This window comes from Pseudomonas sp. S2_C03 (assembly GCF_054668405.1).
In genome coordinates, this window is the sequence record NZ_CP162766.1 from 91,235 (window position 1) to 115,521 (window position 24,287).

23 protein-coding genes are annotated in these 24,287 nt (G+C 60.9%); 14 read left to right on the forward strand and 9 right to left on the reverse strand.

Features of this window, described 5'->3' with window-relative positions; all coding sequences use genetic code 11:
• The first annotated feature begins 186 nt into the window (after positions 1–186).
• The 3 genes from AB4N64_RS00460 to AB4N64_RS00470 all read left to right on the forward strand — a co-directional run bounded on the left by AB4N64_RS00460 (position 187) and on the right by AB4N64_RS00470 (position 1,969).
• Positions 187–357, forward strand: coding sequence for an energy transducer TonB (locus AB4N64_RS00460; RefSeq protein ID WP_460121002.1), 171 nt, complete (start codon positions 187–189; stop codon positions 355–357).
• A gap of 142 nt (positions 358–499) precedes the next feature.
• Positions 500–1,144, forward strand: coding sequence for an MBL fold metallo-hydrolase (locus AB4N64_RS00465; protein WP_460121003.1), 645 nt, complete (start codon positions 500–502; stop codon positions 1,142–1,144).
• 96 nt (positions 1,145–1,240) lie between these two features.
• Positions 1,241–1,969, forward strand: a complete 729-nt coding sequence (locus tag AB4N64_RS00470) for an OmpA family protein (protein ID WP_460121005.1) — start codon at positions 1,241–1,243, stop codon at positions 1,967–1,969.
• A gap of 83 nt (positions 1,970–2,052) precedes the next feature.
• Here the strand turns inward: AB4N64_RS00470 and ehuA are convergent, their stop codons facing one another.
• The 4 genes from ehuA to ehuB all read right to left on the reverse strand — a co-directional run bounded on the left by ehuA (position 2,053) and on the right by ehuB (position 5,160).
• Positions 2,053–2,847, reverse strand: coding sequence for an ectoine/hydroxyectoine ABC transporter ATP-binding protein EhuA (gene ehuA, locus AB4N64_RS00475; protein ID WP_460126554.1), 795 nt, complete (start codon positions 2,845–2,847; stop codon positions 2,053–2,055).
• An 80-nt stretch (positions 2,848–2,927) separates the two neighbouring features.
• Entirely contained in the window at positions 2,928–3,584 is a 657-nt protein-coding gene (gene ehuD / locus AB4N64_RS00480) for an ectoine/hydroxyectoine ABC transporter permease subunit EhuD (RefSeq protein WP_460121007.1), read from the reverse strand.
• Positions 3,581–4,240 (reverse strand): ectoine/hydroxyectoine ABC transporter permease subunit EhuC, encoded by a 660-nt coding sequence (ehuC, locus tag AB4N64_RS00485; RefSeq protein WP_460121009.1) that lies wholly within the window; start codon positions 4,238–4,240, stop codon positions 3,581–3,583. The genes ehuD and ehuC overlap by 4 nt, the downstream gene beginning before the upstream one ends.
• Before the next feature lie 62 nt (positions 4,241–4,302).
• Positions 4,303–5,160 (reverse strand): ectoine/hydroxyectoine ABC transporter substrate-binding protein EhuB, encoded by an 858-nt coding sequence (gene ehuB / locus AB4N64_RS00490; protein ID WP_460121011.1) that lies wholly within the window; start codon positions 5,158–5,160, stop codon positions 4,303–4,305.
• A 281-nt stretch (positions 5,161–5,441) separates the two neighbouring features.
• On the opposite strand from ehuB, the gene ehuR reads away from it, so the two are divergent.
• The 8 genes from ehuR (at position 5,442) to AB4N64_RS00530 (ending at position 14,754) form a co-directional block, all read left to right on the forward strand.
• Complete coding sequence (ehuR, locus tag AB4N64_RS00495) at positions 5,442–6,836, forward strand: MocR-like ectoine utilization transcription factor EhuR (protein WP_460121013.1); 1,395 nt, start codon at positions 5,442–5,444, stop codon at positions 6,834–6,836.
• Between the two features lie 94 nt (positions 6,837–6,930).
• On the forward strand, positions 6,931–7,902 hold the full coding sequence (gene eutB, locus AB4N64_RS00500; protein ID WP_460121015.1) for a hydroxyectoine utilization dehydratase EutB: 972 nt from the start codon (positions 6,931–6,933) through the stop codon (positions 7,900–7,902).
• A 36-nt stretch (positions 7,903–7,938) separates the two neighbouring features.
• Positions 7,939–8,931 (forward strand): ectoine utilization protein EutC, encoded by a 993-nt coding sequence (gene eutC, locus AB4N64_RS00505; protein ID WP_460121017.1) that lies wholly within the window; start codon positions 7,939–7,941, stop codon positions 8,929–8,931.
• 56 nt (positions 8,932–8,987) lie between these two features.
• Complete coding sequence (gene doeA / locus AB4N64_RS00510) at positions 8,988–10,178, forward strand: ectoine hydrolase DoeA (RefSeq protein WP_460121019.1); 1,191 nt, start codon at positions 8,988–8,990, stop codon at positions 10,176–10,178.
• A 4-nt stretch (positions 10,179–10,182) separates the two neighbouring features.
• Complete coding sequence (gene doeB / locus AB4N64_RS00515) at positions 10,183–11,184, forward strand: N(2)-acetyl-L-2,4-diaminobutanoate deacetylase DoeB (protein ID WP_460121021.1); 1,002 nt, start codon at positions 10,183–10,185, stop codon at positions 11,182–11,184.
• Positions 11,185–11,253: 69 nt separating this feature from the next.
• Entirely contained in the window at positions 11,254–11,733 is a 480-nt protein-coding gene (locus AB4N64_RS00520; RefSeq protein ID WP_460121023.1) for an Lrp/AsnC family transcriptional regulator, read from the forward strand.
• Positions 11,734–11,873: 140 nt separating this feature from the next.
• Positions 11,874–13,346 (forward strand): NAD-dependent succinate-semialdehyde dehydrogenase, encoded by a 1,473-nt coding sequence (locus tag AB4N64_RS00525; RefSeq protein ID WP_460121025.1) that lies wholly within the window; start codon positions 11,874–11,876, stop codon positions 13,344–13,346.
• Between the two features lie 22 nt (positions 13,347–13,368).
• Complete coding sequence (locus AB4N64_RS00530; protein WP_460121027.1) at positions 13,369–14,754, forward strand: aminotransferase; 1,386 nt, start codon at positions 13,369–13,371, stop codon at positions 14,752–14,754.
• A 183-nt stretch (positions 14,755–14,937) separates the two neighbouring features.
• On the opposite strand, the gene AB4N64_RS00535 is transcribed toward AB4N64_RS00530, so the two are convergent.
• Positions 14,938–15,375 carry a Z-ring associated ZapG family protein gene (locus AB4N64_RS00535; RefSeq protein ID WP_460121029.1) on the reverse strand — a complete coding sequence of 146 codons (438 nt, stop codon included), beginning with the start codon at positions 15,373–15,375 and terminating at the stop codon, positions 14,938–14,940.
• A 144-nt stretch (positions 15,376–15,519) separates the two neighbouring features.
• Here AB4N64_RS00535 and AB4N64_RS00540 point away from each other — a divergent pair, with 144 nt between their 5' ends.
• From AB4N64_RS00540 to zapE, 3 genes are all read left to right on the forward strand, one after another.
• Positions 15,520–16,149, forward strand: a complete 630-nt coding sequence (locus AB4N64_RS00540; protein ID WP_460121031.1) for an alpha/beta hydrolase — start codon at positions 15,520–15,522, stop codon at positions 16,147–16,149.
• Positions 16,150–16,173: 24 nt separating this feature from the next.
• A complete protein-coding gene (locus AB4N64_RS00545) occupies positions 16,174–17,529 on the forward strand; it encodes a tryptophan--tRNA ligase (protein ID WP_460121033.1) in 1,356 nt (451 codons plus the stop codon).
• A 90-nt stretch (positions 17,530–17,619) separates the two neighbouring features.
• Positions 17,620–18,714 carry a cell division protein ZapE gene (gene zapE / locus AB4N64_RS00550; RefSeq protein WP_460121035.1) on the forward strand — a complete coding sequence of 365 codons (1,095 nt, stop codon included), beginning with the start codon at positions 17,620–17,622 and terminating at the stop codon, positions 18,712–18,714.
• Between the two features lie 116 nt (positions 18,715–18,830).
• Here the strand turns inward: zapE and AB4N64_RS00555 are convergent, their stop codons facing one another.
• The 4 genes from AB4N64_RS00555 to AB4N64_RS00570 form a co-directional block, all read right to left on the reverse strand.
• Positions 18,831–20,024 (reverse strand): hypothetical protein, encoded by a 1,194-nt coding sequence (locus tag AB4N64_RS00555; protein WP_460121038.1) that lies wholly within the window; start codon positions 20,022–20,024, stop codon positions 18,831–18,833.
• Positions 20,025–20,039: 15 nt separating this feature from the next.
• Positions 20,040–20,927, reverse strand: coding sequence for a nitrilase family protein (locus tag AB4N64_RS00560; RefSeq protein WP_460121039.1), 888 nt, complete (start codon positions 20,925–20,927; stop codon positions 20,040–20,042).
• Between the two features lie 203 nt (positions 20,928–21,130).
• Positions 21,131–23,077, reverse strand: coding sequence for a flavin monoamine oxidase family protein (locus AB4N64_RS00565; RefSeq protein ID WP_460121041.1), 1,947 nt, complete (start codon positions 23,075–23,077; stop codon positions 21,131–21,133).
• Positions 23,078–23,212: 135 nt separating this feature from the next.
• Positions 23,213–24,109 carry a GlxA family transcriptional regulator gene (locus AB4N64_RS00570; protein ID WP_460126556.1) on the reverse strand — a complete coding sequence of 299 codons (897 nt, stop codon included), beginning with the start codon at positions 24,107–24,109 and terminating at the stop codon, positions 23,213–23,215.
• Positions 24,110–24,287 lie beyond the last annotated feature (178 nt).

The window sequence follows — 24,287 nt, forward strand, 5'->3', positions numbered from 1 at the left end:
GAAGGTGACCCCATTACGAGCTTGAGTGAAAGCCTCAGAAAGCGGGTCGGTAAAGTTTGCGTCCATGTAAAACTCCATTTATTGAATGACTATCAAATACGTTTGATAGTAATTCAAGTTTAGATTCTTTTTCATTTCCCGCAAGGCTCTTTTCGATCGGGGGGCTTGCTGGCGACTCGAAGGTGAATGCACCGTGGCGTACTGGTCGAATGCCATCCGCTGCTCGTCAAACCTTCAATGGCGGCGGCCAAGACCTTTCGTTATCAACCCAAAACAATGAATGGCCAGGCGGTGGCCGTGGCGAGCGTGAAGAACACCTTCAGCTTCAGATTCTCTAGCAGGAGGACCGAACGGTAATCCGAAGCGCATTTTCAGCCCGTTGAGGTAAGCTTGGCGTGCCCTCTCGACAGTGGCAGCAAACGCCTTGTCTTCGTGTACTGCCTGCATTTGAAGCAAGCATGGTGGCTGTCACGCCCGAGCCAGTTTTTCAGGAAGACCCATGGACGCCCCAAAGCAAACGCTTATCCGAGAAACCTTCCCCGTCGGCCCGTTGCAGTGCAACTGCACGATCATCGGCGATCCGGTGACGAAAAAGGCCATTGTGGTCGATCCGGGGGGCAATCATGAGTTGATCCTCGCGCGACTCGATGCCCTGGGCCTGAAAGTGGTGAGCATCATCCACACCCACGCGCACCTTGATCATTTCCTGGCCTCCGGGCAATTGAAGGAAAAGACCGGCGCGACCCTGCACCTGCACAAAGAGGATCAGTTCCTCTGGGATAATCTGGAAATGCAATGCCAGATGTTCGGTGTGCCCTACACCCCGGTGCCTTCGCCCGACCGCTGGCTGGCCGATGACGAAGAGCTTGCCTGCGGCTGCGGCGTGGCACTGCACACCCCGGGCCATACGCCGGGGTCCATGAGTTTCTGGTTTTCAGAGGCTAAACTGCTGATTGCCGGTGATACGTTGTTCCGTCGTGGTGTCGGCCGCACGGATTTGTGGGGCGGCGACCAGGCGACCATCGTGCGTTCGATCAAACAGCGTTTGTACACCCTGAACGAAGACGCGACGGTGGTCACCGGCCACGGTCCGGACACACGACTGGGTGATGAAATGCGCGACAACCCTTTTGTGCGCGCATAAGGGGCTGCTACGGAATTTTCTGCTGGCAAAATGATCCAACGCCCGCAAAGGCCGATGTCCGTTTGCACCACAGAATGCCAAATCCAGGAGCTTTCCATGTTCACCAAACAGCGTTTGATTATCGTCGCTACCGCTGTGGCCTTGCTGTCTGGCTGCGCCTCGCCCAACCCGTACGACAACCAGGGTCAGGCTGACGGCGGCTCCGCAGGCATGAGCAAAACCGCGAAATACGGCGGCCTCGGCGCACTGGCCGGTGCACTCGCAGGCGCTGCTATCGATCACAACAACCGTGGCAAGGGTGCGCTGATCGGCGCCGCCGTGGTGGGGGCTTCCGCTGCCGGTTACGGTTACTACGCCGACCAGCAGGAGAAAAAACTGCGCGCCAGCATGGCCAACACCGGGGTTGAAGTGCAGCGTCAGGGCGACCAGATCAAGCTGATCATGCCGGGCAACATTACCTTCGCCACCGATTCGGCGAACATTGCGCCCAGCTTCTACCAGCCGCTGAACAACCTGGCGGGCTCGCTGAAAGAGTTCAACCAGAACCAGATCGAAATCGTCGGCTACACCGACAGCACCGGCAGCCGCCAGCACAACATGGACCTGTCCCAGCGCCGCGCCCAGAGCGTCGCGACCTACCTGACCTCGCAAGGCGTCAGTGGTGCAAACCTGAGCGCCCGTGGTGCTGGCCCGGATAACCCGGTGGCCAGCAACGCCGACGTCAATGGCCGCGCGCAGAACCGTCGTGTGGAGGTCAATCTCAAGGCGATTCCGGGTCAGCAGTATGGTGGTCAGCAACAGGGGAATGTTCAGCAGTACCCGTAATACCTGGCTCAATGAAAAAGCCCGATCTGATGATCGGGCTTTTTTTTGTGTGAAATTTGACGGCCCCATCGTCGGCCAACCGCTTAATTAGCCTCCTTCACCGCACTCAGAAACGCACAGGTCCTTTCCTGCTGCGGATGCTCGAAGATCTGCGCCGGGGTGCCCTGTTCGTGGATCTGCCCCTTGTAGAAAAAGCACACCCGGTCAGCGAACTCGCGGGCGAAGCCCATCTGGTGGGTGACCATCAGCATCGTCAGGTTGTGTTCGGCGCCGAGCTTGCGGATCACGTTGAGCACTTCGCCACACAGTTCCGGGTCCAGCGCCGAGGTCACTTCGTCAAACAGCATGACTTTGGGCCGCATCGCCAGTGCCCGGGCAATGGCGACCCGTTGCTGCTGGCCGCCGGAAAGCTGTGAGGGGTAATGGCCCAGCTTACTGCCCAGTCCCACCAGCTCGAGCAAGTCCGCCGCACGCTCGCGTGCTTCAGCCGACTTCATGCCCAGCACCTGCACGGGTGCCTCGATCACGTTTTGTAACGCGGTCATGTGCGGGAACAGGTTGAAGCTCTGGAACACCATGCCGATTTTGCCGCGTACCCGGCGTATGTGCCGGTCATTGGCGGGCACCAGCACCCCATTGCGATTGGGCATGTGGGTCAGAAGGTCGTCTTCGACGCGGATCACCCCGTCATCGATGCCCTCGAGGGTCATGAGCACCCGCAACAGCGTGGACTTGCCCGAACCGCTGGGGCCGATGATCGCGACTTTTTCACCCGGCGTGACATCCAGGTTCAAGTGGTCGAGTACGGTGAAGTTGCCGTAACTCTTGGTGACGTCCTGGAAGCTGACAATCGGCTTGACCGCTTGCGGTTGATGCATGGCCGTGGCCTCCTGCGGATGCAGCGGTGTCAGGTTGCCGCGCCGGGAAAGGTCGTGGGAAGTCGAGAGTGGAGAAGTCATTAGCGTAGCTCCAGGCGCAGTTCGAGGCGCCGTACCAGATAAGCCAGGGCGATGCTCAGGGCGAGGAAAAACAGGCCGACCATGGTGATCGGTTCCAGGTAACGGAAGTTCTCTGAGCCGATGTTCTTGGCCTGCTGCATGATTTCGACCACGGTGATGGCCGACAGCACTGGCGTGTCCTTGAGCATCGCCACCAGGTAGTTGCCCAGCGGTGGCAGGATCGGCCGCAACGCCTGGGGCAGGATGATGTTGCGGTAGGCACTGTACGGCGCGATGTTCAGCGCCGTGACAGCTTCCCATTGCGCCCGTGGAACGGCATCCAGCCCACCGCGATAGACCTCGGCGATATAGCAGGCGTAATGCACACCGATACCGATGATCCCCACTTGCATGGCCGACAGGCTCACCCCGTAATTGGGCAGCACGTAGTAGAGGAAATACACCTGGATGAGCAGCGGCGTGCTGCGGATGAACTCGATGATCCCGGCAATCGGCCACGATACCCAGTACAGGCGGCTGCGCCGGCCGATGGCGAGAAACAGCCCCAGCACGATGGCGATCAGAAAGCCGATCAGGGTAATGCCCACGGTGTTGAGCGAGGCGCGCAGCAGGTCGGGAAGAATCTGCCAGGCGTAGGTCCAGTCGAACAGGGTCATGACAGACCTCCACGCATCCGGCCGCGAGCCAGACGACGCTCAATGGCGCGCATGCCGAGGTTGATGGCCTGGGCGAGGATGAAATACATCACCAGCGCCAGGCTGAAGATTTCCAGGGTCTGGAAGGTGGCCTGATCCAGTTGCCGAGCGCGAAAGCTCAGGTCGGACAGGGTGATCAGCGACACCAGTGAAGTGTTCTTCAGCAGTTCGATCAACAGGTTGGTGCCGGGAGGGATCGCAGCCAGCAATGCCTGGGGCAGAATGATTCGGCGAAAGCGCTTGTAACCACTGAAGTTCAGCGCAGTGGCCGCTTCGTACTGACCCTTGGCCACGGAACTGATCGCACCGCGCATCACCTCCGCGCCATAGGCGCCAATGTGCAGGCCCAGTCCAACGATCGCCACGGCATAAGGGCTCAGTTCGATGTTGAACGGTGGCAATGGCAACACGAAGAACAACCAGAACAGTTGCACCAGCAACGAAGTACCGCGGAACACTTCGATGTAGGCCACCGAAAACCAGCTCAGCAGTCGCCACGAGGACATGCGCCCGAGCGCGGCCAGAATGGCGGCGACAATCGCCAGCACCGAACCGAAGAAGGTCACCTGGAGCGTGACCCAGGCGCCTTGTATCAATAGCGGAAGTAATTCACCCATGGTTCAACATCCCGATTAAGCAGGGAAATAGGCATCGCGCCGCAGCGCCATGCCTGTTTCGGCTATTGAGCGCAGAGCTCGGCAGCCGTTTTGCTTGTCACGTTGGATTTGTCGAAGCCAAAGGGCGCGACCGTCTTGAGGTGTTCTTCGGAGCCCAGCCATTTTTTCAGCTCAGCGTTGACCGCATCGCGCAAGTCCTTGTCTTCGGGGCGGAAGGCCAGCGCACCGTAGCCGGTGTGCGACGGGTCGTCCTTGAACTCGGTGACCGCTTCGACTTTTTCGCCGCCCTTGGCCGCCAGGCCTTTCATGGTCAGTTGGGTGCCCACTGCTGCGTCAGCGCGGCCGGCGCGCACGGCCTGCAACTGGGCGGTGGTGTCGGGCACCTGGAGGATCTGCGCATCTTTCACGCCAGAGTCCCGCGCGTATTTGAGGTTGACCGTGCCGGCCATGATCGCCAGTTTCACGTCCGGATTTTTGGCAATGTCCTCATAGCTGTGCAGGTTCTTCGGATTGCCTTTGGCGGTCAGCAGGGCGTCGGGCAACTGGTATTGAGGGTCGGTGAAGATCACCTGTTTGCAGCGCTCCGGCGTGATGTACATGCCGGCGGCGATCACGTCGAAACGACCGGCGCGCAGACCCGGAATCAATGAACCCCACTCGGTCAACACGCCGTTGACCTGCTTGATGCCCATCTTGGCGAAGATGACTTTGGCGATTTCCGGAGATTCTCCGGTTACCCGGCCATCGGTCTCGGTAAAGGCAAAGGGCGTTTCATTGGCGTAACCGATGCGGATACTGCTGTTCTTGGTGATGTTTTCCAGGGTCGTCGCGGCATGGGCGCCCGCGGCCAGGCCAAACAGTGCGCAGGCCACGAACAGGCGGCGTAAAGCATGGGAGTTGCGGGAAAGGGAATTGCTCATCGATAAAATCTCCTGTTTCTTGTGGACCCGTCGTTGACGGCTCTGTGTTAGGAGGCAGTGTGACAAGAGCAAAGCGTACGAGCGTCGATGCCAGGGTTTGGACACCGCGCCGGTACAGGTCGATTGGTTTTATTTTGCGGACCTGCTGACAAGCCCGTGCATCGACCTTGGACCGAGCATACAAAAGCCCTGCACCACATTGCATTGCACTAGGACAATTGCTTTGCACAGATTCTCGGGAGATGCTGTCGACACGGTCAATCACGCGGGTTTCAGCGTTGATGAATAAGTGGAAAGCAGCCCTGGATGTCGCCCGCAGCGGCGAATCCAAATACAAGATCCTGGTGCAGGCCATCGCCGCCGATATAGAGCAGGGCGTGTTGGCCAACGATCAGCGGCTGCCGCCGCAGCGCAATGTGGCCGATGCCATGGGCATCAGCGTGCAGACGGTGACCAACGCCTACAAGGAGCTGGAGCGCCAGGGCCTGGTGCGCTGCGAAGTCGGGCGCGGCAGTTTTGTATCCCGGCGCATGAGCGACCGGGTGGCCACTTACATCCTCGACAGCCCCGAGCGGGCGCTGGTGGACTTTTCCATTGCGCGCATCCTGCACACCCGCGAGCACGACCAGTTCTGGCGCGACACCTGCCGGGAACTCAGCACCGAAGAAGATCAACCGTGGATCCACGCGTTTCGCCCGATTGCCGGTTTCGAATCGCACCGCGAAGCGGCGATGCACTGGATCGGGCGCCAGGGTCTCAAGGTCGAACGCGACGATATCCTGATCACCAACGGCGCCGCCCACGGCATATTTCTCGCCCTGGCGTCGCTCGCCGGGCCCGACGATGTGGTGCTGTGTGAAGGCAGCACCGACCATGGGGTAATCGGCAATTCCCAGGTGTTGGGGTTCACCCTCAAAGGCCTGGAGATGGACCGCTTTGGCATTGATCCGGAACACTTCGAGGACATGTGCAGCAATGAACGCATCACTGCGCTGGTGTGCACGCCGAACCTCAACAACCCGACCACCACGCTGATGCCGGACAGTCGCCGCCGGGAAATCGCCGAGATCGCCCGGCGCTTCGGCGTGCACATCATCGAGGATGACGTGTATGGCCCGTTGCTCGAAGAACGGCACGCCCCGCCGATCAGCCACTATCTGCCGGAACTGTCCTTCTACTGCACCAGCATGACCAAATCGGTGCTGACCGGATTGCGCGTGGGGTTTCTGGTGATGCCCAAACGACTGGCCCTGCGCACCGAGAGCATCCTGCGGGTCAACAGCTGGATGGGCACGCCGATGGTCTCGGAAATCGCCACGCGCTGGATTCGCGATGGGCGTGCCGACACGCTGCTGCGCCTGCAACGAAAAATGCTGTCGGTGCGCCAGGCGATGGTCACCGAGTACCTGGGGGAGTACGTGCTGGGCCAACACGCACATGCGCTGAATGCCTGGATCGGTATTCCGCCGCACTGGGAGGTCGACAGCCTGGTGCGTGCCCTGCGTCATCGGCATATCGCCGTGACCTCACCGGACCCGTTCACCGTGCGTGGCACGCCCAAGGCCCGTGCGGTTCGCGTGTGTGTGGGCGCGGAATGCAGCGACGAAGAAGCACGCGAAGCCTTGATCAACATGCGCGAAATCTTCGGCCAATACCCTCGGATCCATGATTTTTGAACAATAAAAATTTGTCGGCTAAATTGCCCTAGTACATTCAGTGTGACAATCCTGCCCTCTTAGACTGCGCCCAACACCTCATCGGGACGCGGTCATGTCAGTGCTACAGCTCAACGATGTTTACCTCGCGCGTCAGCGTATCGAAGCGCTGGTGCGGTGTACGCCCATGGAGCATTCGCCCAGCCTGTCCCGGCTGTTGGGTGCGCCGGTCTATCTCAAGCTCGAATCCCAGCAGGTCACCGGCAGCTTCAAGTTGCGTGGTGCAAGCAATGCCGTGGCACAGCTCAGCGCCGAACAGAAAACCCGAGGCGTGGTCGCCGCATCCACTGGCAACCATGGACGGGCGTTGGCTTACGCCGCATCTCGACTAGGCGTGAAGGCCACGATCTGTCTGTCGCGACTGGTGCCGGACAACAAGGTCCAGGCCATACGTGATCTCGGTGCGCACGTGTGCATCGTCGGCCATTCCCAGGACGACGCCCAGCGTGAAGCCGAGCGGATTGCCGCCGAACAGGGCGCCACGCTGCTGCCGCCGTTCGATCACCCGGCGATCATTGCAGGGCAGGGCACGTTGGGGCTGGAAATTCTCGAACAGCAACCGGGCGTCGCCCAGGTGCTGGTGCCGCTGTCCGGCGGTGGCCTGTTCGCCGGCGTGGCGCTGGCGCTGAAAAGTGCCAACCCGCAGATCATCACCCACGGCATCTGCATGCAGCGCGGCGCGGCAATGCACGCCAGTCTCGCTGCCGGGCGCCCGGTGGAGGTCGAAGAGCTGCCGACCCTGGCCGACTCCCTCGGCGGTGGTATCGGCCTGGACAACCGTTACACCTTCAACATGACCCGCGACACCTGCGATCACGTGCATCTGCTCAGCGAAGGCTCCATCGCCAATGCCCTGCGTCATGCCTATCGCGAAGAACGCCTGGTGCTTGAAGGGGCGGCGGTCGTGGGCATCGCTGCGCTGCTCGATGGCCTGATCGAACCTCGCGGCCCGGTCGTCGTGGTGGTCAGTGGGCGCAACGTCGATACCGATCAGCATCTGCGTGTGCTCGCGGGTGCCGAGGCATGAAAACCAACAATAACGACTCCCTGGGAGCGCCCGTTGATGAGTGAAATCACCCTGTTGAGCGAAGCCGATCTGCGCGCCTGTGTGGCGCTGGATCTGGCCAGTATCGAAGCCATCCAGCAAGCCTTCGTGCTGTTGGCTACCGCGGCGGTCGCGATGCCGCCGATCCTGCGGCTGGACATCCCCGAGCACAATGGCGAGGTGGATGTGAAGACTGCCTACCTGCCGGGGCTGGAGCGCTTTGCGATCAAGGTCAGCCCGGGTTTTTTCGACAATCCGAAACTCGGCCTGCCCAGCCTCAACGGCATGATGATGTTGCTGTCGGCACGCACTGGCCTGCTCGATGCTTTGCTGCTGGACAACGGCTATCTCACGGCGGTGCGCACGGCGGCAGCGGGGGCGGTGGCGGCGCGGGCATTGTCGCGGGCCGACAGCCGCAGCGTGGCGCTGATGGGTGCCGGGGAGCAGGCGGCCTTGCAGTTGCAGGCCCTGCGGCTTGTGCGGCCCATCGACAGCGTGCGGGTATGGGCGCGGGATTGGGCCAAGGCCCAAGCCTTCAGCGTCGAATTGGCCCGTGACAGTGGCCTGGACGTCAAACCCTGCACGAGCATCGACGAGGCCATGGCCGACGTCGATATCGCCGTCACCTGCACGCCCAGTCGTGAGCCGTTGATCGATGTGCGCCATTTGCATCCCGGTCTGCACATCACCGCCATGGGCTCGGACGCCGAGCATAAAAACGAAATTGCCCCGCAAGCGCTGGCGCAGGTCGACTGCTACGTGGCCGATCGTTTGAGCCAGACCCGCATCCTCGGCGAGTTGCATCACGCCCTCGCGGCGGGTGCTGTCAGCGACGCGTCGAGCTTTGCCGAATTGGGGCAGGTGCTGGCTGGCCAGCGGCCCGGTCGCACGCAGGCCTCGCAGGTCACCTTGTGCGACCTCACCGGCACTGGCGCCCAGGACACGGCGATGGCCAACCTGGCGTTCGAACGCGCGCGCTCGGCGGGCAAGGGTTTTCAGTTCGGCAGCTAATCCGCTTTTTTATCCGCGCGTCATTTATCCCGCTTCATCTTCAAGAGGGCAGGTGCATGTCTCAGATAGTCGTCAATCTCCCGTTCACCCGGGAGGAATACGCCCAGCGGCTGGCCAAGGTGCGAGTGGCCATGCAGGCCCAGGGCATCGAGCTGTTACTGGTCACCGATCCGTCGAACATGGCCTGGCTGACTGGCTATGACGGTTGGTCATTTTATGTTCACCAATGCGTGCTGCTGGCCCTGGATGGCGAGCCGGTGTGGTTTGGTCGTGGCCAGGACGCCAACGGCGCCAAGCGCACGGTGTTCATGCAGCAGGAAAACATCGTCGGTTACCCGGACATCTATGTGCAGTCCCGCGAGCGCCATCCCATGGACTACCTGTCGCGGGAAGTGATCGCTGCCCGTGGCTGGGATGCGCTGACCATCGGCGTCGAGATGGATAACTACTATTTCAGCGCCGCCGCCTACCTGTCGCTGCAGAAAAACCTGCCCAAGGCCAGGCTGATCGATGCAGTCGGGCTGGTGAACTGGCAGCGGGCGGTCAAGTCGCCACAGGAAATCGCCTACATGCGCATCGCTGCACGTATCGTCGAAAACATGCATGGGCGGATCCTCGAACGGATCGAACCGGGCATGCGCAAGAACGATCTGGTGGCGGAGATCTACAGCAGCGGCATCCAGGGCGCCGACGGCCATGGCGGTGATTACCCGGCCATCGTGCCGTTGTTGCCGACCGGTGCCGATGCCAGCGCGCCGCACCTGACCTGGGACGATTCGCCGTTCGAAAAAGGCGCCGGCACTTTTTTTGAAATCGCCGGTTGCTACAAGCGCTATCACTGCCCGTTGTCGCGCACGGTGTTTCTGGGCAAGCCGCCCCAGCATTTCCTCGAGGGCGAAAAAGCCGTGGTCGAAGGCATCGCCGCCGGCCTGGAAGCGGCCAAACCAGGCAACACCACCGGTGACATCGCCGTGGCCTTTTTCAAGGTGCTGGAGAAGTTCGGCATTCACAAGGACAGCCGCTGTGGCTACCCGATCGGTATCAGCTACCCGCCGGACTGGGGCGAGCGCACCATGAGCCTGCGTCCCGGCGACACCAGCGTGTTGCAACCGGGCATGACGTTCCATTTCATGCCCGGTCTGTGGATGGACGACTGGGGGCTGGAAATCACCGAGAGCATTTTGATCACAGAGACGGGTGTCGAAACACTGTGCAACGTGCCGCGCCAACTGTTCGTGAAGGATTGAGCCCATGAGCGATCTGCCTGCCAACCCGATCAGTACCACGCTGGATTTCAACCGTGAAGGCGTGCAACACGGGTTTCTCAAACTGCCGTATTCCCGGGACGATTCGGCCTGGGGTGCGGTGATGATTCCAGTCACGGTGATCGCGCGCGGTGAAGGGCCGACCGCGCTCCTCACCGGCGGCAACCATGGCGACGAATACGAAGGACCGGTGGCCCTGAGCAAACTGGCTCAAGAACTGACGGCCGCCGAGGTGAGCGGACGGGTGATCATCATTCCGTTCATGAACACCCCGGCGTTCCATGCCGGGCGGCGTACGTCGCCCATCGACAGGGGCAACCTCAACCGAAGTTTTCCCGGCAAACCGGACGGTACGGTCACCGAGAAGATCGCCGACTACTTCACCCGCACCTTGTTGCCCCTGGCCGACATCGTGCTGGACATCCACTCCGGCGGGCGCACCCTGGACTTCCTGCCATTCGCCGCGTGCCATGTGTTGCCGGACAAACAACAGCAGGCCCGCTGCGAGGCCGGTATGCGTGCATTCAACGCGCCTTACAGCATGCGCATGCTGGAGCTGGATGCCGAGGCGATGTACGACACGGCTGCCGAGTCGCAGGGCAAAGTGTTCGTCACCACGGAATTGGGTGGCGGCGGCTCGTCCACCGCACGCAGTGTGGCGATCGCCGAGCGGGGCGTGCGTAACCTGCTGGTGCATGCCGGGATTCTTGAAGGTGAAGTCCAAACGGGGCCATCGGTCATGCTCGACATGCCCGGCAGTGATTGTTTTATCGCCAGTGAGCACGAAGGCCTGCTGGAAATGTGTCGCGACCTGGGTGACACCGTGAATCAGGGCGAAGTCATCGCCCGGGTCTACGACGCGACCCGCAGCGGTGTGGCCCCGGTGGAGTATCGCGCGGCCCGCAGCGGCCTGCTGGCCGCGAGGCATTTTCCAGGGTTGGTGCAGTGTGGCGATACCATTGCGGTGATTGCGGACATACTGGACTGACACCATGTACCCCCTTTAGGAGCGAGCTCGCTCCTACAGGGGGCTTTATTTTCCAGGAGCTCTTTGCCCATGCACAAACTCGATCGCTACGACCTGAAAATCCTGCGAATCCTCGCTGACGACGGGCGTATCACCAAATCGAGCCTGGCCGAGGCGATCAACCTGTCGGTCACCCCGGCGTGGGAGCGCGTGCGCAAGCTGGAAGCCCTCGGCCTGATCAAGGGGTATTGGGCGCAGATCGACTGGGGCGCGGTGTTCAAGAGCCAGCAGGTGCTGGTGGAAATCACTCTCGCCCGGCACACCGCGCAGGACATGCGGCGCTTCGAGCAACGGATGAACGACGCGCCCGAAGTGGCCTTCTGTTACGCCACCGGCGGTGGTGTCGATTACATGGCGATGATCCAGACGCCGGACATCGACCATTACCAGCGCTTCATCGACCAACTGCTGCTCGATGACCTGGGCATCGAGCGCTACTTCACCTACATCGTCACCAAGACCATCAAGACGGCTGGGGCGTTGCCGGCTGAGTTGTCTCAGGAATCCTGATTTTCCAATCACCACGGAAATCTGCTGTCTGGTACTGCTCAATCAGAAAAAACCACCTGCCCACCCCCCTCCAAACCGCAATTGTCCGACCTTCTGCTGCCCTAGCATGGACTCCACGCACACGGTTCGGAGTTCACGCCATGACCTACAAACATCCCCTGCTGTTCAAAGCGCTTTGCTACGTCGATGGCCATTGGGTGCACAGCGACAGTGGCCACAGCATCGCCGTGCACAACCCGGCTGACCAGACCTTGATTGGCCATGTGCCAATGCTCGATCAGCCGCAAATCGTCGCGGCTGTCGATGCCGCGCACCGGGCGTTTAACGATTGGCGCGAACAGAGCCTCGATGCGCGCGGGGTGATTCTGCGGCGTTGGGCGGCGTTGATCCTCGAGCACCAGGAAGATCTGGCGCGGATTCTCAGTCTGGAGCAGGGCAAGTCCCTGGCCGAGTCGCGCGGTGAAATCGCCTACGCCGCGAGTTTCATCCCGTGGTTCGCCGAAGAAGCCCGACGCCTCTATGGGCAGAACATTCCCAGCCACATTCCCGGTGCTCACCTGGGCACAGTCAAGGAACCGGTCGGTGTCTGCGCATTGTTGACGCCGTGGAATTTCCCTTCGGCGATGATCACCCGCAAGGCCGCTGCCGCCCTGGCTGCCGGTTGTACGGTGGTTATCAAACCGGCCCACGAAACCCCGTACTCGGCCTTCGCCCTCGCGCAACTGGCCGAAGAAGCCGGTTTTCCGGCCGGGGTGTTCAACGTGGTACTGGGCGAGCCGCAGATGGCCATGCAAACCCTGGTGCAGGACAAGCGCGTACGTTCGGTGAGTTTCACGGGCTCGACTCGTGTCGGCCAACTGGTGCTGCAGGCCGCTGCCCAGGACGTGAAAAAAGTCGCGCTGGAACTGGGCGGCAACGCGCCGTTCATTGTCTGCGCCGACGCCGATCTGGCGCTGGCAGTGAAAGTCGCGGTGCAAGCCAAGTTCCAGACCTCCGGTCAGGATTGCTGCGCAGCCAACCGGATCATGGTCGAGCGATCGATCTATTCGCAATTTCTCCAGCGCTTTGCTGCCGCGGTACGTGAGCTACGTGTTGGCCCGGCCATGCTCGGCGATCGCGAGCAGCAGGTCGAGATCGGCCCGTTGATGCATCAGGCCGCTTTTGACGTGACCGCCGAGCGGGTGGCCGATGCCTTGCAGCAGGGGGCGCAGCGGCTGGTCGGAGGCGAAGCCCATGCCCTCGGCGGTCTGTTCTACCAGCCTACGGTCCTGGCCGATGTCACCCCTCAGATGCGCATTTACCGCGAAGAGAACTTCGCGCCGATTGCCGGGGTGATGCCGTTCGACACCCTCGACCAGGCCATCGATATGGCTAACGACACCGAATACGGTCTGGCGGCCTACATTTGCTCCAATCGCCTGGACCTGATCTACCCGCTGATCCGCCGCCTCGACCATGCGATGGTCGCGGTCAACGGCGTCAAGTTCACCGGCCATCCAATCCCCTTCGGTGGCATGAAAGCGTCGGGGCTGGGCCGGGAAGGCGGCACGGAAGGGTTCGAAGCCTTTGTCGAAACCAAATACTTTTGCTTGCACCATCAAGGCCAGTTCTAAGGCCCGTACTCAGGAGATTGCCATGAACCAAGAATTCGACTCGCTGTTCGCACAAGACCGTGCCCACTTCATGCACCCGTCGACCCACGCCCACGACCATGCCAGTGGTGCGCTCAAGGGACGCATCATCAAGAGCGCGTCGGGCATCCGCATCCGTGACCACGAAGGCCGGGAGCTGATTGACGCCTTCGCCGGGCTGTATTGCGTGAACATCGGTTATGGCCGTACCGAAGTGGCGGACGCCATCTACAAGCAGGCCAAGGAACTGGCGTATTACCACACCTACGTCGGCCATTCGACCGAAGCCATCATCGAACTGTCGAGCCGCATCATCGACTGGGCGCCCGACGGTATGAAAAAGGTCTATTACGGTCTGTCGGGTTCCGATGCCAACGAAACCCAGATCAAGTTGGTGCGTTATTACAACAACGTCCTGGGGCGGCCGCAGAAGAAGAAAATCATCTCCCGCGACCGTGGCTACCACGGCTCGGGCATCATGACTGGCAGCCTGACCGGCCTGCCCAGTTTCCACCAGCATTTCGACCTGCCAGCCGAAGGCATCAAGCACACCGTTTGCCCACACTGGTATCGCAAGGCGCCAATCGGCATGGATGAGGCGGCGTTCGTGCGTTATTGCGCCGACGAACTGGAAAAGATGATTCTGGCCGAGGGCCCGGACACCGTGGCCGCGTTCATCGGTGAACCGCTGATGGGCACCGGCGGCATCATCGTACCGCCAGCCGGGTATTGGGACGCGATCCAGGCCGTCCTCAGCAAATATGACGTGTTGTTGATTGCCGACGAGGTGGTCTGCGCCTTTGGTCGCCTGGGTTCGAAAATGGGCAGTCAGCGGTACGGCATGCGCCCGGACCTGATCACCACCGCCAAAGGGTTGACCAGTGCCTACGCGCCGTTGTCAGCGGTGATCGTCGGCGAAAAGGTGTGGGACGTGATCGAAAAAGCTTCTGAATCCCAAGGCCCCATGGGCCATGGCTGGACCTACTCCGGGCATCCGATCTGTGCGGCGGCGGCACTGGCCAACCTCGACATCCTCGAGCGGGAAAACCTCACGGACAATGCCGACAAGGTGGGCGCCTATCTCAATCGGCGGCTGCGCGAAACCCTCGAAGGCCATCCGCTGGTGGGCGAAGTGCGCGGGGACGGCATGCTGGCCGCCGTCGAGTTCATGGCCGGTCACGAGCTGCGTACGCCATTCGATGCGGCTTTGAAGGTGGGTCCGAAGGTCTCGGCGGCTTGCCTGGAACACGGAATGGTTGCTCGAGCGATGCCTCATGGCGACATCCTGGGGTTTGCACCACCTTTGGTACTGACCGAGGCGGAGGCGGACCTGATTGTGGGCATTGCCAAGCAGGCGATTGATCAGGTGGCGCAGGAGGTGTTGGGCTGAGGGTTTTTGTGTTGATACTTATGGCCTCATCGCGGGCAAGCCCGCTCCTACAAGAGCACCGCAGGCCCCTGTAGGAGCGAGCTTGCTCGCGATAGGGCCAGAACATTCACCCTCAAACCACCAGACACAAAAAAGCCCCCGGACATCACCTGTCCGGGGGCTTTTCATTGGCGCGAAGGTTGATTACTTCTTCAAGCCATAATGCTCATCCAGCATGCCCGGTGCGTTCGGGGCTTTCGGCGCGTAGTCGCGAGGCGGCTCCTGGTCGCGTGGTGGCGTCAGGCGTTCACGTGGGGCTGCCACCGTCGCTTCGGAATGCAACGAGGCGAGCAGGCGTTGGCGGGTCTGCTCGTCCAGGGCGAGGCGGTTGGCGCCCTCGGCGAGATGATCCTGCACTTCCTGGTAGCTCTGAGTCAGTTTCTTGACCAGTGATGCGGTGCTGTTGAAGTGGGTGACCACCTCGTTCTGATAACTGTCGAAACGTTCCTGAATGTCATCCAGCTGACGTTGTGTGCTGCTCGGCGCTGCATTGGGCACCAGGCGAGCGATCAGGAAACCAACGGCGACACCCACAACCAGGGCAAGAGTCGGCAACAACCAAACTAAGAGCGAGTGTTCCACGAGTCCTTCCTCTATAAACGGCTTTGCTTTACGTTAACGGCTCGAACCTGCGCTGTATACCGCGATTCACTCGCAATACACTGGCACAGACAATTTGCTAGACGAGTCGACCGGAATCAAGGTCACGGAGTTCCTTTCTTGCTTATGCGCGAAACCCCTGTAGTGATTGATGGCCCGGTGGGTCAACTGGAAGCCCTCTACCTGGAAGTCGAGGCCCCTCGCGGTGTGGCGTTGATCTGCCATCCTAACCCGGTGCAGGGCGGCACCATGCTCAATAAAGTCGTGTCGACCCTGCAGCGCACCGCACGCGATGCCGGTTTGATTACCTTGCGTTTCAATTACCGAGGCGTCGGTGCCAGCGCCGGCAGCCACGACATGGGCACCGGCGAGGTCGATGATGCCCAGGCGGTGGCGGCCTGGCTGCGGGCAAAACACCCGGCCCTGCCCCTGACCCTGTTCGGCTTTTCCTTTGGCGGTTTTGTCGCCGCCAGCCTCGGCGGGCGTCTGGAAGCCAGCGGCGAGCAGCTCAAGCATCTGTTCATGGTGGCGCCGGCGGTCATGCGCCTGGGCGATCAGGATCAACTGCCGCAGCACGGCGAGCTGACCCTGATCCAGCCGGAAACCGACGAAGTCATCGAGCCGCAAGTCGTTTACGACTGGTCCGCGCAACTCCAGCGCCCCCATGAGCTGCTGAAAGTGGCAGAATGCGGACACTTTTTTCATGGCAAGCTGACCGATCTCAAGGATCTTATCCTGCCGCGTCTTTCGAATTGATTGCAGTCTGACAAGCGATTACCCATGACGACTCGTACCCGTATCCTCACCGGCATCACCACCACCGGCACGCCGCACCTGGGCAACTACGCTGGCGCCATCCGCCCGGCGATCGTCGCCAGCCGTGACGCCAATGCCGATTCGTTCTATTTCCTGGCCGACTATCACGCCCTGATCAAGTGCGATGACCCGTTGCGCATCCAGCGCTCGCGCCTGGAAATCGCTGCGACCTGGCTGGCCGGTGGCCTGGATGTCGAGCGCGTGACGTTCTATCGCCAGTCCGACATCCCGGAAATCCCCGAGCTGACCTGGCTGCTGACCTGCGTCGCCGCCAAGGGCCTGCTCAACCGCGCCCACGCCTACAAGGCCTCGGTGGACAAGAACGTCGAGACCGGCGAAGACCCGGATGCCGGTATCACCATGGGCTTGTACAGCTATCCGGTATTGATGGCAGCGGACATCCTGATGTTCAACGCCCACAAGGTCCCGGTCGGTCGTGACCAGATCCAGCACGTGGAAATGGCCCGCGACATCGGCCAGCGCTTCAACCACCTGTTTGGCCAGGGCAAGGAATTCTTCACCATGCCCGAGGCGCTGATCGAGGAGAGCGTGGCCACGTTGCCAGGCCTCGACGGTCGGAAGATGTCGAAAAGCTACGACAACACCATTCCGTTGTTCAGCAGCGCCAAGGACATGAAAGACGCGATTTCGCGGATCGTCACCGACTCCCGCGCCCCGGGCGAAGCGAAAGATCCGGACAATTCGCATCTGTTCACCCTGTTCCAGGCCTTCGCCACCCCGGCGCAGGCCGACGAGTTCCGCAGCGAACTGCTGCAGGGCCTGGGTTGGGGCGAGGCGAAAAACCGTTTGTTCCAACTGCTGGACAACGAATTGGGCGAGTCCCGTGAGCGTTATCAACAGCTGATCGAGCGCCCGGCGGACCTGGAAGACATTCTGCAACACGGTGCGAAAAAGGCTCGTGCAGTGGCGACGCCGTTCCTCAACGAACTGCGTGAAGCGGTGGGCTTGCGTTCTTTCGTGGCGCAGGCGCAAGTCGCGGCGACCACCAGGAAGAAAGCCGCGAAAGCGGCGCGTTTTGTCAGCTTCCGTGAAGACGATGGCAGTTTCCGTTTCCGTCTGCTGGCGGCCGATGGCGAGCAACTGCTGCTCTCGCGCAACTTCGCCGACGGCAAAGCGGCCGGCCAGGTGAGCAAGCAGTTGCAAGCGGGGCAGCCTCTGGACGTGCGCAGCGATGCGCTGAGCTTCAGTGTCTGGCTGGAAGGCGAGTGCGTCGCCGACAGTCCGACCTTCGCCGACAGTGCCGCTCGTGATAGCGCAATTGACGCATTGCGGGTCGCCCTGACACCGGTTCAGGAATAAACGACGGCACGGCCAAACCAAGGGCTGATTGCCATTCTCCCGGGCCATCGCTACAGTGACGGCCCGTTTTTGTTGCCTTGCTAACGAATTATGACGCCCCTAGAACGATATCAAGCTGATCTGAAACGCCCGGAGTTCTTCCATGACGCTGCGCAGGAAACGGCTGTGCGTCATTTGCAGCGCCTGTACGACGATCTGATCGCAGCCGATCAGAACAAGCCAGGCCTGTTGAGCAAACTGTTTGGCAAGAAAGATCAGAACCCGGTCAAGGGCCTGTATTTCTGGGGCGGCGTAGGGCGCGGCAAGACTTATCTGGTCGACACTTTCTTTGAAGCACTGCCGTTCAAGGAAAAGACCCGTACCCACTTCCACCGCTTCATGAAGCGCGTGCATGAAGAAATGAAGACCCTGGGCGGGGAGAAAAACCCGCTGACCATCATTGCCAAGCGCTTCGCCGCCGAATCGCGGGTGATCTGCTTCGATGAGTTCTTCGTTTCCGACATCACCGACGCGATGATCCTCGGTACGCTGATGGAAGAGTTGTTCAAGAATGGCGTGACCCTGGTCGCCACCTCGAACATCGTGCCGGACGGTCTGTACAAGGACGGGCTGCAACGCGCCCGATTCCTGCCGGCCATCGCGCTGATCAAGCAAAATACCGAGATCGTCAACGTCGACAGCGGCGTCGATTATCGTCTGCGCCACCTCGAACAGGCGGAATTGTTCCACTTCCCGCTGGACGAGGCGTCCCACGAAAGCCTGCGCAAGAGCTTCCGCGCGCTGACCCCGGAATGCACGGCGGCGGTCGAGAACGATGTGCTGATCATCGAGAACCGCGAAATCCGCGCCTTGCGCACCTGCGATGACGTGGCCTGGTTCGATTTCCGCGAACTGTGCGACGGTCCACGCAGCCAGAACGACTACATCGAACTGGGCAAGATCTTCCACGCCGTGTTGCTCAGCGGCGTCGAGCAGATGAGCGTGACCACCGACGACATCGCCCGACGTTTCATCAACATGGTCGACGAATTCTACGACCGTAACGTCAAGTTGATCATTTCGGCCGAGGTCGAGCTGAAGGACCTGTACACCGGCGGTCGCCTGAACTTCGAGTTCCAGCGCACCCTCAGCCGCCTGCTGGAAATGCAGTCCCACGAATTCCTGTCGCGGGCGCACAAGCCGTAGGCGGTTTCATCTCCCCTGTAGGAGCGAGCTTGCTCGCGATGCGGTGTGTCAGTCGATATCAATGGTGACTGATACACCGCCATCGCGAGCAAGCTCGCTCCTACAGGGGCGGCATTTCAGTGGGTGATCAGGAAGCCAACAAACGGAATGATCAACAACGTACTGATCGCCATCGACAGCACATTGCCAATGTACCCATGCATATAGCCCGGCAGGCGCCTTGATATTTCGCAGGCCAGCGGCGGCGCGATCAGGGCGCCCAGCAGCGCGCTCATGACGATCACCTGCCAGCTGCCGCCGTAGGTGAGCAGCGCAGCCGGCACCACGGACACCAGCGGGATGTAAGTGGGGTACCAGCCGTGTTCCATCCAGTTGCGCCGCCAGATCACCACGCCTATCGCCGAGGTCAGCGCCTGGGCACCGATCAGTTGCGGCAGCAGCATCGAACCGTAGACCGGACTCGCCGGGTTCAATGTAAACGCCAGCAACGCGCCCAGGATCAGGCCGAGGCTGGCCCACTCATTGCCGTAGAACGGTGCTTCGGAAAAGTCGGCGAGAACCCGGCGCAAGCTCCAGATCATCCCGTAGTCCGGCGTCTGCAAGGGCACGGGCGCGGCCGGCGGCTCGCTCACATGCGCCGAACTGACGAGGCCGGGCAGGTACCGACAGAGCAGGAAGGCCACCACACTGGCGACCGCCATCCCCGTAACGTTGCCGATCACCACCGGCAACGCCAGCGGGTTGCACACGTAATTGACCATCAGCAGGCACATCGGCGTCACCAGCACCGCGCCCATGATGGCGCCGTTGATCGTGACCTTCCAGCCGCCACCAAACATCAGCACCATCGCCGCCGGCAGTGAAACGAACGCGGCAAAGGTCGGTTGCCAGCTCGTGGCGGTCACTGTCCAGCCCCACAACAGGTTGCTCAGCAGCAACCCGAGCAGCGAACTGGTGACCAGCCAGGGCCACAGACCGCTGCCGTAGCAGATGGCAAAGCCTTGCCAGCGCTGGCGCGTGCGGTTCGCCCAATAGGCCAGGTAGGCGCCGGCCAACAGGCCGATGGACGCCAGCTCGTGTTTGTAGAAGGCCACTTCGCTGATGTCGCCGAGCACCCAGCGCAGCCAGGCGCTGGGTGCGGGAAAACCCTTCAGCAGATCGCTGTACCCGGGCCAGTGAGCCGACCCGTGCATTCGGTGAGTCAGTGATAGCCAGATCACCAGCAGCGACAAGACGATCAGTAGCAGGATGACTGCCATATCGAATAGCGAGCGTCGCGCCAGACGGTTGTTTTCGGTTGAGGTATGCATCAGTCGTCCCTCCGGTCAGCGCGGCAGGCACGGATGCAGGCGATAACCGAGCATCGGATCGTAGAGATCGGCACGGCGGTCGCGATGCAGGTCGTTAAGGCTGTTCCAGATCGGCGCACTGCGGGCGCTGGTCAAGTCGATGTCGGCGAACAGGATTTCCTGCTGGTCCGCCGAGGCCACCGCGCCAATCGGCCAGCCATGGGTCCCGGCAATGAGGGAGCAACCCAGGTAACGCGCCCCTCGCTCCTCGCCGATACGGCTGGCGGCGGCGATAAACACGTTGTTTACGTGTGCGGCGGTCATCGTCAGGTACGAGGCCATGCACTTGCCTGCGTCATCGAACAGCGGCGGTGGCGTCCAGACCCAGTTGTTCAGACTGCAGATGATGTCTGCACCTTGCTGACTCAGCAGACGCGGTACCTCCGGAAACCAGATGTCCCAGCAGATCAATAATCCGATGCGCCCGATTGGGGTATCGAACACCGGAAAGCCCAGATTGCCGGGGGTGAACCAGAGCTTTTCCAGATTCCACAGATGGGCTTTGCGGTACTTGCCGATGAAACCGTCAGGCCCGACCAGCACGCCGGTGTTGAACAGCTGCATGCCGTCACGTTCGGCCAGGCCGGCGACCAGGTAGATGCGGTGCTGGCGGGCGAACTCTATCCATAGGCGGACGCTTGGACCGTCCGGTACGCCTTCGGAATGCGCAAACGCATCCTGGCGGTTGCTGAAAAAATAGCCCGTGCTGGTCAGCTCAGGCAGGACGATAAGATTGGCGCCACCTTTTACCGCCTCTTCGGCCAGCTCCAGGCTGCGATGCAGATTGTCCTGGCGATTGCCGACGCCAACTTGTGGATCGAATTGCACGACTGCTACACGAACAGGGCTTGCTGGCTCGCTCATTCCGATGACCTCTTTTTATTGTTATTCACGTTGTTTAACAGCGCGTTTATTAGGTGTTGAAATGGCGAGCGAGAAACAGTCGGCGGATTCCGCGAGGGTTGTAGGCCCAATCCGAATATGTATGGGGAATTTTTAACCGGGGGGGTACCGAGGGTGTGGGGCAGAGCCAGCACACTGGCGTGAGTGGCTCTGGGACGGGGTCGTCAGGCTTTGAGCTGGTAGTGGGGCAGGTCGTTGATGGAAAAGCCGCCGTTGAAGGTCGCGGCGGTCTTGTGGCAGATGTGGATCACCGCATCCACGGCGCCCCGAAAGCACGGCTCGGTCCAGCCGGCATCCACGGAAAACGATTCGCCGCACAGATACAGGCCGGAAACGTGGCCGAAATCCCGGTTGTATCTCATCAGGCGCACGGCGTCCTGATAGGCGCCAGGGCGATACAGCTTGGCGCATCCCAAGGCATTGCGATCGGTCATCCAGCGTTGCACTACGGCCTGGTCGAGGCCGATGTAGGGCGAGATTTTTTCCTGGATATTGCTGGCATTCATGAGGATGCGGTCCAGTTCGGTGACACAGCGGGCAACCAGCTCCTTGTCGCCGAAGGCGGCGAGCTTGGTGGCGTCGTCCTCCCAGGTGTAACTCAACAGGATGCAGTCGTAGCTGTAGTGCTCGTTATAGCGGTAGGTGTAGACGTCGTGGATGAAACTGTCGGTAACGATGGCCTGGGGGATGAGGGTGTTTTTCGACAGGAAGGTTTTCTTCAATGGCGCAAACACTTTGCAGCTGGTTTCCCAGTGTGCGGTTTTATAGGCATTGATCGTTTCGAATGGCAGCATCTGGGGGGTGAAACCTTCCAGTTGGATGCGGGTTTCGATCAACCAGGACGGCAGGGTCATGATCACCGAATCAAAGTCATCGAAGAGCTGCCGGCTCTGGTCGGGCTGACTGTGCTGCCAATTGAAATAAACGCGGGTCTTGCCGTTGGCGAGTTTCTTGAGTCGGGTCACGGAGCTGTCTGTCAGCAGACCGTTCATTGATTCAAGGCTGTGTTCATGGACGGACTTCCCGGTTTCGGCGATCTTCATGAACATCAGGCATTCGCTCAGCGCGGCGAGACCGATATAGCGAGGCCGCACAAAAGTCAGTCCTCGGGAATCCACCACGGGGTTCCCCTGGAGGTAGGGTGCCTCCAGGGGATCTCCCTTGGCGTCAACTCGCCCGTGGATCAGTTGCAGCTGGCTGCTGAACCCGAAGATCGCCGTGCGCAGGGGATAGAGGCAGCAGACGTCGTAAAAGGCGCCCCAACTGCCGTCACCGATGCCAATGGCGTAGAAAATCGCTGACTCTTCGGCGGACATGCCCATCCCGCCAAAGTCCCCCGGTGAGCGCTGATCCCAGTGGGTCAGGGCTGGCCGACTGACCAGATCGCGAAACGACACCCGCTCGTATTGCGCGACGATGGCCGCCCACATCGCCTCCCATTCCGGGTGGCCATACACCTGGGCAACGTGGCGGGTCAGACGGTCGGCAAAGGCTTTCCATTTGCCGTAGACCCTTTGCAGCTCGTCGCCGGGCGGCGGGGTTTGGCCGTCCGGATTCTTCCAGATCAACATCTGCGGCGCCGGGCCGTTGCCCACACTGCCCTCCCGGATGTAGATGCCGGTCGAACGGACCCCGGGGCTGCCGGGGTTGGCAAAGTCTGAAAACGCCAGGTCAAACAACTGGGTGTAGTAGGCCATCAACGAGCGGCCCTGGGTCGGTGGCTCGTCGGTACGGTTGAAAAAGGGCATGCGCATGGCGCCCATCTCGAAAGGGGTGTGGCTTCGCGTGGAATGCGGGCTGCCTGGCACCGTGCGGTGTCTTCCGCCGATGCGCCGGGATTGCTCGATGAGCGAAATCCGCCTGAAGCCTGAGCGATACAGCTCCCTGGCGGCGGTCAGCCCAGTGATACCGGCGCCGATGATGCAAATGCTGTGTTGCGGGTCGGTGGCCTGGGCAATGCCGTGTTCCTGCTCGACTAGGGCGCGATAGTCGAAGCACAGGTCAGGCGGATTGGGAAAGCGCCCGGCCCATTTGGAGGGCGGGGTACGTTTGCTGCGGGTGGTGTCGCGGCTGACGGACGCGGGGTATTCGTAACTTGATCCAATGGTCACTGGCGATCTTCCTTGAGGGTGAATACCCGGAAGATGCTGGTGCTTTCAGAGGCCGTTGTCTGTGAGTAAAGTCGGTGGCCGTGCCGTCGCGCATTCCCTTTTTTTGTGGGAAAACAGTCGTCCGGCCCCGTCTGGTTACGCCGCCTGCTGGAACTGCTGGCGGTATTGGTTGGGCGACAGTTCCGTGTGCTGGCGGAACAAGCGGGCGAAGAAGCTCGCGTCGTCGTAGCCGACTTCGTAGCTGATGGTCTTGATGCTCTTGCGACTGCCGGACAGCAGGCCCTTGGCGGTTTCGATGCGCAGTCGTTGCAGGTAATGCAGCGGCTTGTCGCCCGTGGCCGTCTGGAAGCGACGCATGAAGTTGCGGATGCTCATGCCGTGTTCACGGGCGACGTCTTCGAAACGGAACTTGTCGGCGAAATGCTCTTCGAGCCAGTGCTGGATCTGCAGGATGATCACGTCCTGATGCAGCTTCTGCCCGCCAAAGCCGATGCGGCCCGGGGAATAGCTGCGCTGTACTTCATAGAGAATGTCGCGAGCCACGGCCTGGGCGATGTTGGCGCCGCAGAAGCGTTCGATCAGGTAGATGTAGAGATCGCACGCCGAGGTGGTGCCGCCTGCGCAGTACAGGTTGTCGGCGTCGGTCAGGTGTTTGTCCTGGTTGAGGTGAACCCTGGGGTAACGCTCGGCGAAGGCGTTGAAGAAGCGCCAGTAGGTGGTCGCTTCCTTGCCATTGAGCAAGCCTGCCTCGGCCAGCCAGAACACACCGGTGGCTTCGCCGCATAGCACCGCACCACGCGCATGTTGCTGGCGCAACCAGGGCAGCACCTGTGGATAACGTTGGCACAGGGTTTCGAAGTCGTCCCAAAACGCCGGGAGGATGATCACGTCGGCGTCTTCGAGACTGCCATCAACGGGCATGATCACGTCGCTGAAACTGTTCACCGGCTTGCCGTCGGGGCTGACCAGGCGTGTTTCGAACGCCGGTACCAGTCCCTGGCCCAGTTGTTTGCCATAGCGCAGGCTGGCCAGGTGGAAAAAATCCTTGGCTTGCATGAGGGTGGTAGCGAAAACCCGGTCGATGGCCAGGATGCTGACGCGCCGCAAGGGCGTGGAGGCTTGGTTAGACATAATTCAAACTTATTCTTATAGGGGAAAGTGGTCACCAGACGGCTGGATCGTCTTATTTTTTGTCGGATGTGTCCAGTGT

Excerpts from the sequence above, each read along its gene's own strand:
- AB4N64_RS00460 (WP_460121002.1), top strand. The coding sequence starts at position 187 with ATGCACCGTGGCGTACTGGTCGAATGCCATCCGCTGCTCGTCAAACCT.
- AB4N64_RS00465 (WP_460121003.1), top strand. The coding sequence starts at position 500 with ATGGACGCCCCAAAGCAAACGCTTATCCGAGAAACCTTCCCCGTCGGC.
- AB4N64_RS00470 (WP_460121005.1), top strand. The coding sequence starts at position 1,241 with ATGTTCACCAAACAGCGTTTGATTATCGTCGCTACCGCTGTGGCCTTG.
- ehuA (WP_460126554.1), bottom strand. The coding sequence starts at position 2,847 with ATGCATCAACCGCAAGCGGTCAAGCCGATTGTCAGCTTCCAGGACGTC.
- ehuD (WP_460121007.1), bottom strand. The coding sequence starts at position 3,584 with ATGACCCTGTTCGACTGGACCTACGCCTGGCAGATTCTTCCCGACCTG.
- ehuC (WP_460121009.1), bottom strand. The coding sequence starts at position 4,240 with ATGGGTGAATTACTTCCGCTATTGATACAAGGCGCCTGGGTCACGCTC.
- ehuB (WP_460121011.1), bottom strand. The coding sequence starts at position 5,160 with ATGAGCAATTCCCTTTCCCGCAACTCCCATGCTTTACGCCGCCTGTTC.
- ehuR (WP_460121013.1), top strand. The coding sequence starts at position 5,442 with ATGAATAAGTGGAAAGCAGCCCTGGATGTCGCCCGCAGCGGCGAATCC.
- eutB (WP_460121015.1), top strand. The coding sequence starts at position 6,931 with ATGTCAGTGCTACAGCTCAACGATGTTTACCTCGCGCGTCAGCGTATC.
- eutC (WP_460121017.1), top strand. The coding sequence starts at position 7,939 with ATGAGTGAAATCACCCTGTTGAGCGAAGCCGATCTGCGCGCCTGTGTG.
- doeA (WP_460121019.1), top strand. The coding sequence starts at position 8,988 with ATGTCTCAGATAGTCGTCAATCTCCCGTTCACCCGGGAGGAATACGCC.
- doeB (WP_460121021.1), top strand. The coding sequence starts at position 10,183 with ATGAGCGATCTGCCTGCCAACCCGATCAGTACCACGCTGGATTTCAAC.
- AB4N64_RS00520 (WP_460121023.1), top strand. The coding sequence starts at position 11,254 with ATGCACAAACTCGATCGCTACGACCTGAAAATCCTGCGAATCCTCGCT.
- AB4N64_RS00525 (WP_460121025.1), top strand. The coding sequence starts at position 11,874 with ATGACCTACAAACATCCCCTGCTGTTCAAAGCGCTTTGCTACGTCGAT.
- AB4N64_RS00530 (WP_460121027.1), top strand. The coding sequence starts at position 13,369 with ATGAACCAAGAATTCGACTCGCTGTTCGCACAAGACCGTGCCCACTTC.
- AB4N64_RS00540 (WP_460121031.1), top strand. The coding sequence starts at position 15,520 with ATGCGCGAAACCCCTGTAGTGATTGATGGCCCGGTGGGTCAACTGGAA.
- AB4N64_RS00545 (WP_460121033.1), top strand. The coding sequence starts at position 16,174 with ATGACGACTCGTACCCGTATCCTCACCGGCATCACCACCACCGGCACG.
- zapE (WP_460121035.1), top strand. The coding sequence starts at position 17,620 with ATGACGCCCCTAGAACGATATCAAGCTGATCTGAAACGCCCGGAGTTC.
- AB4N64_RS00555 (WP_460121038.1), bottom strand. The coding sequence starts at position 20,024 with ATGCATACCTCAACCGAAAACAACCGTCTGGCGCGACGCTCGCTATTC.
- AB4N64_RS00560 (WP_460121039.1), bottom strand. The coding sequence starts at position 20,927 with ATGAGCGAGCCAGCAAGCCCTGTTCGTGTAGCAGTCGTGCAATTCGAT.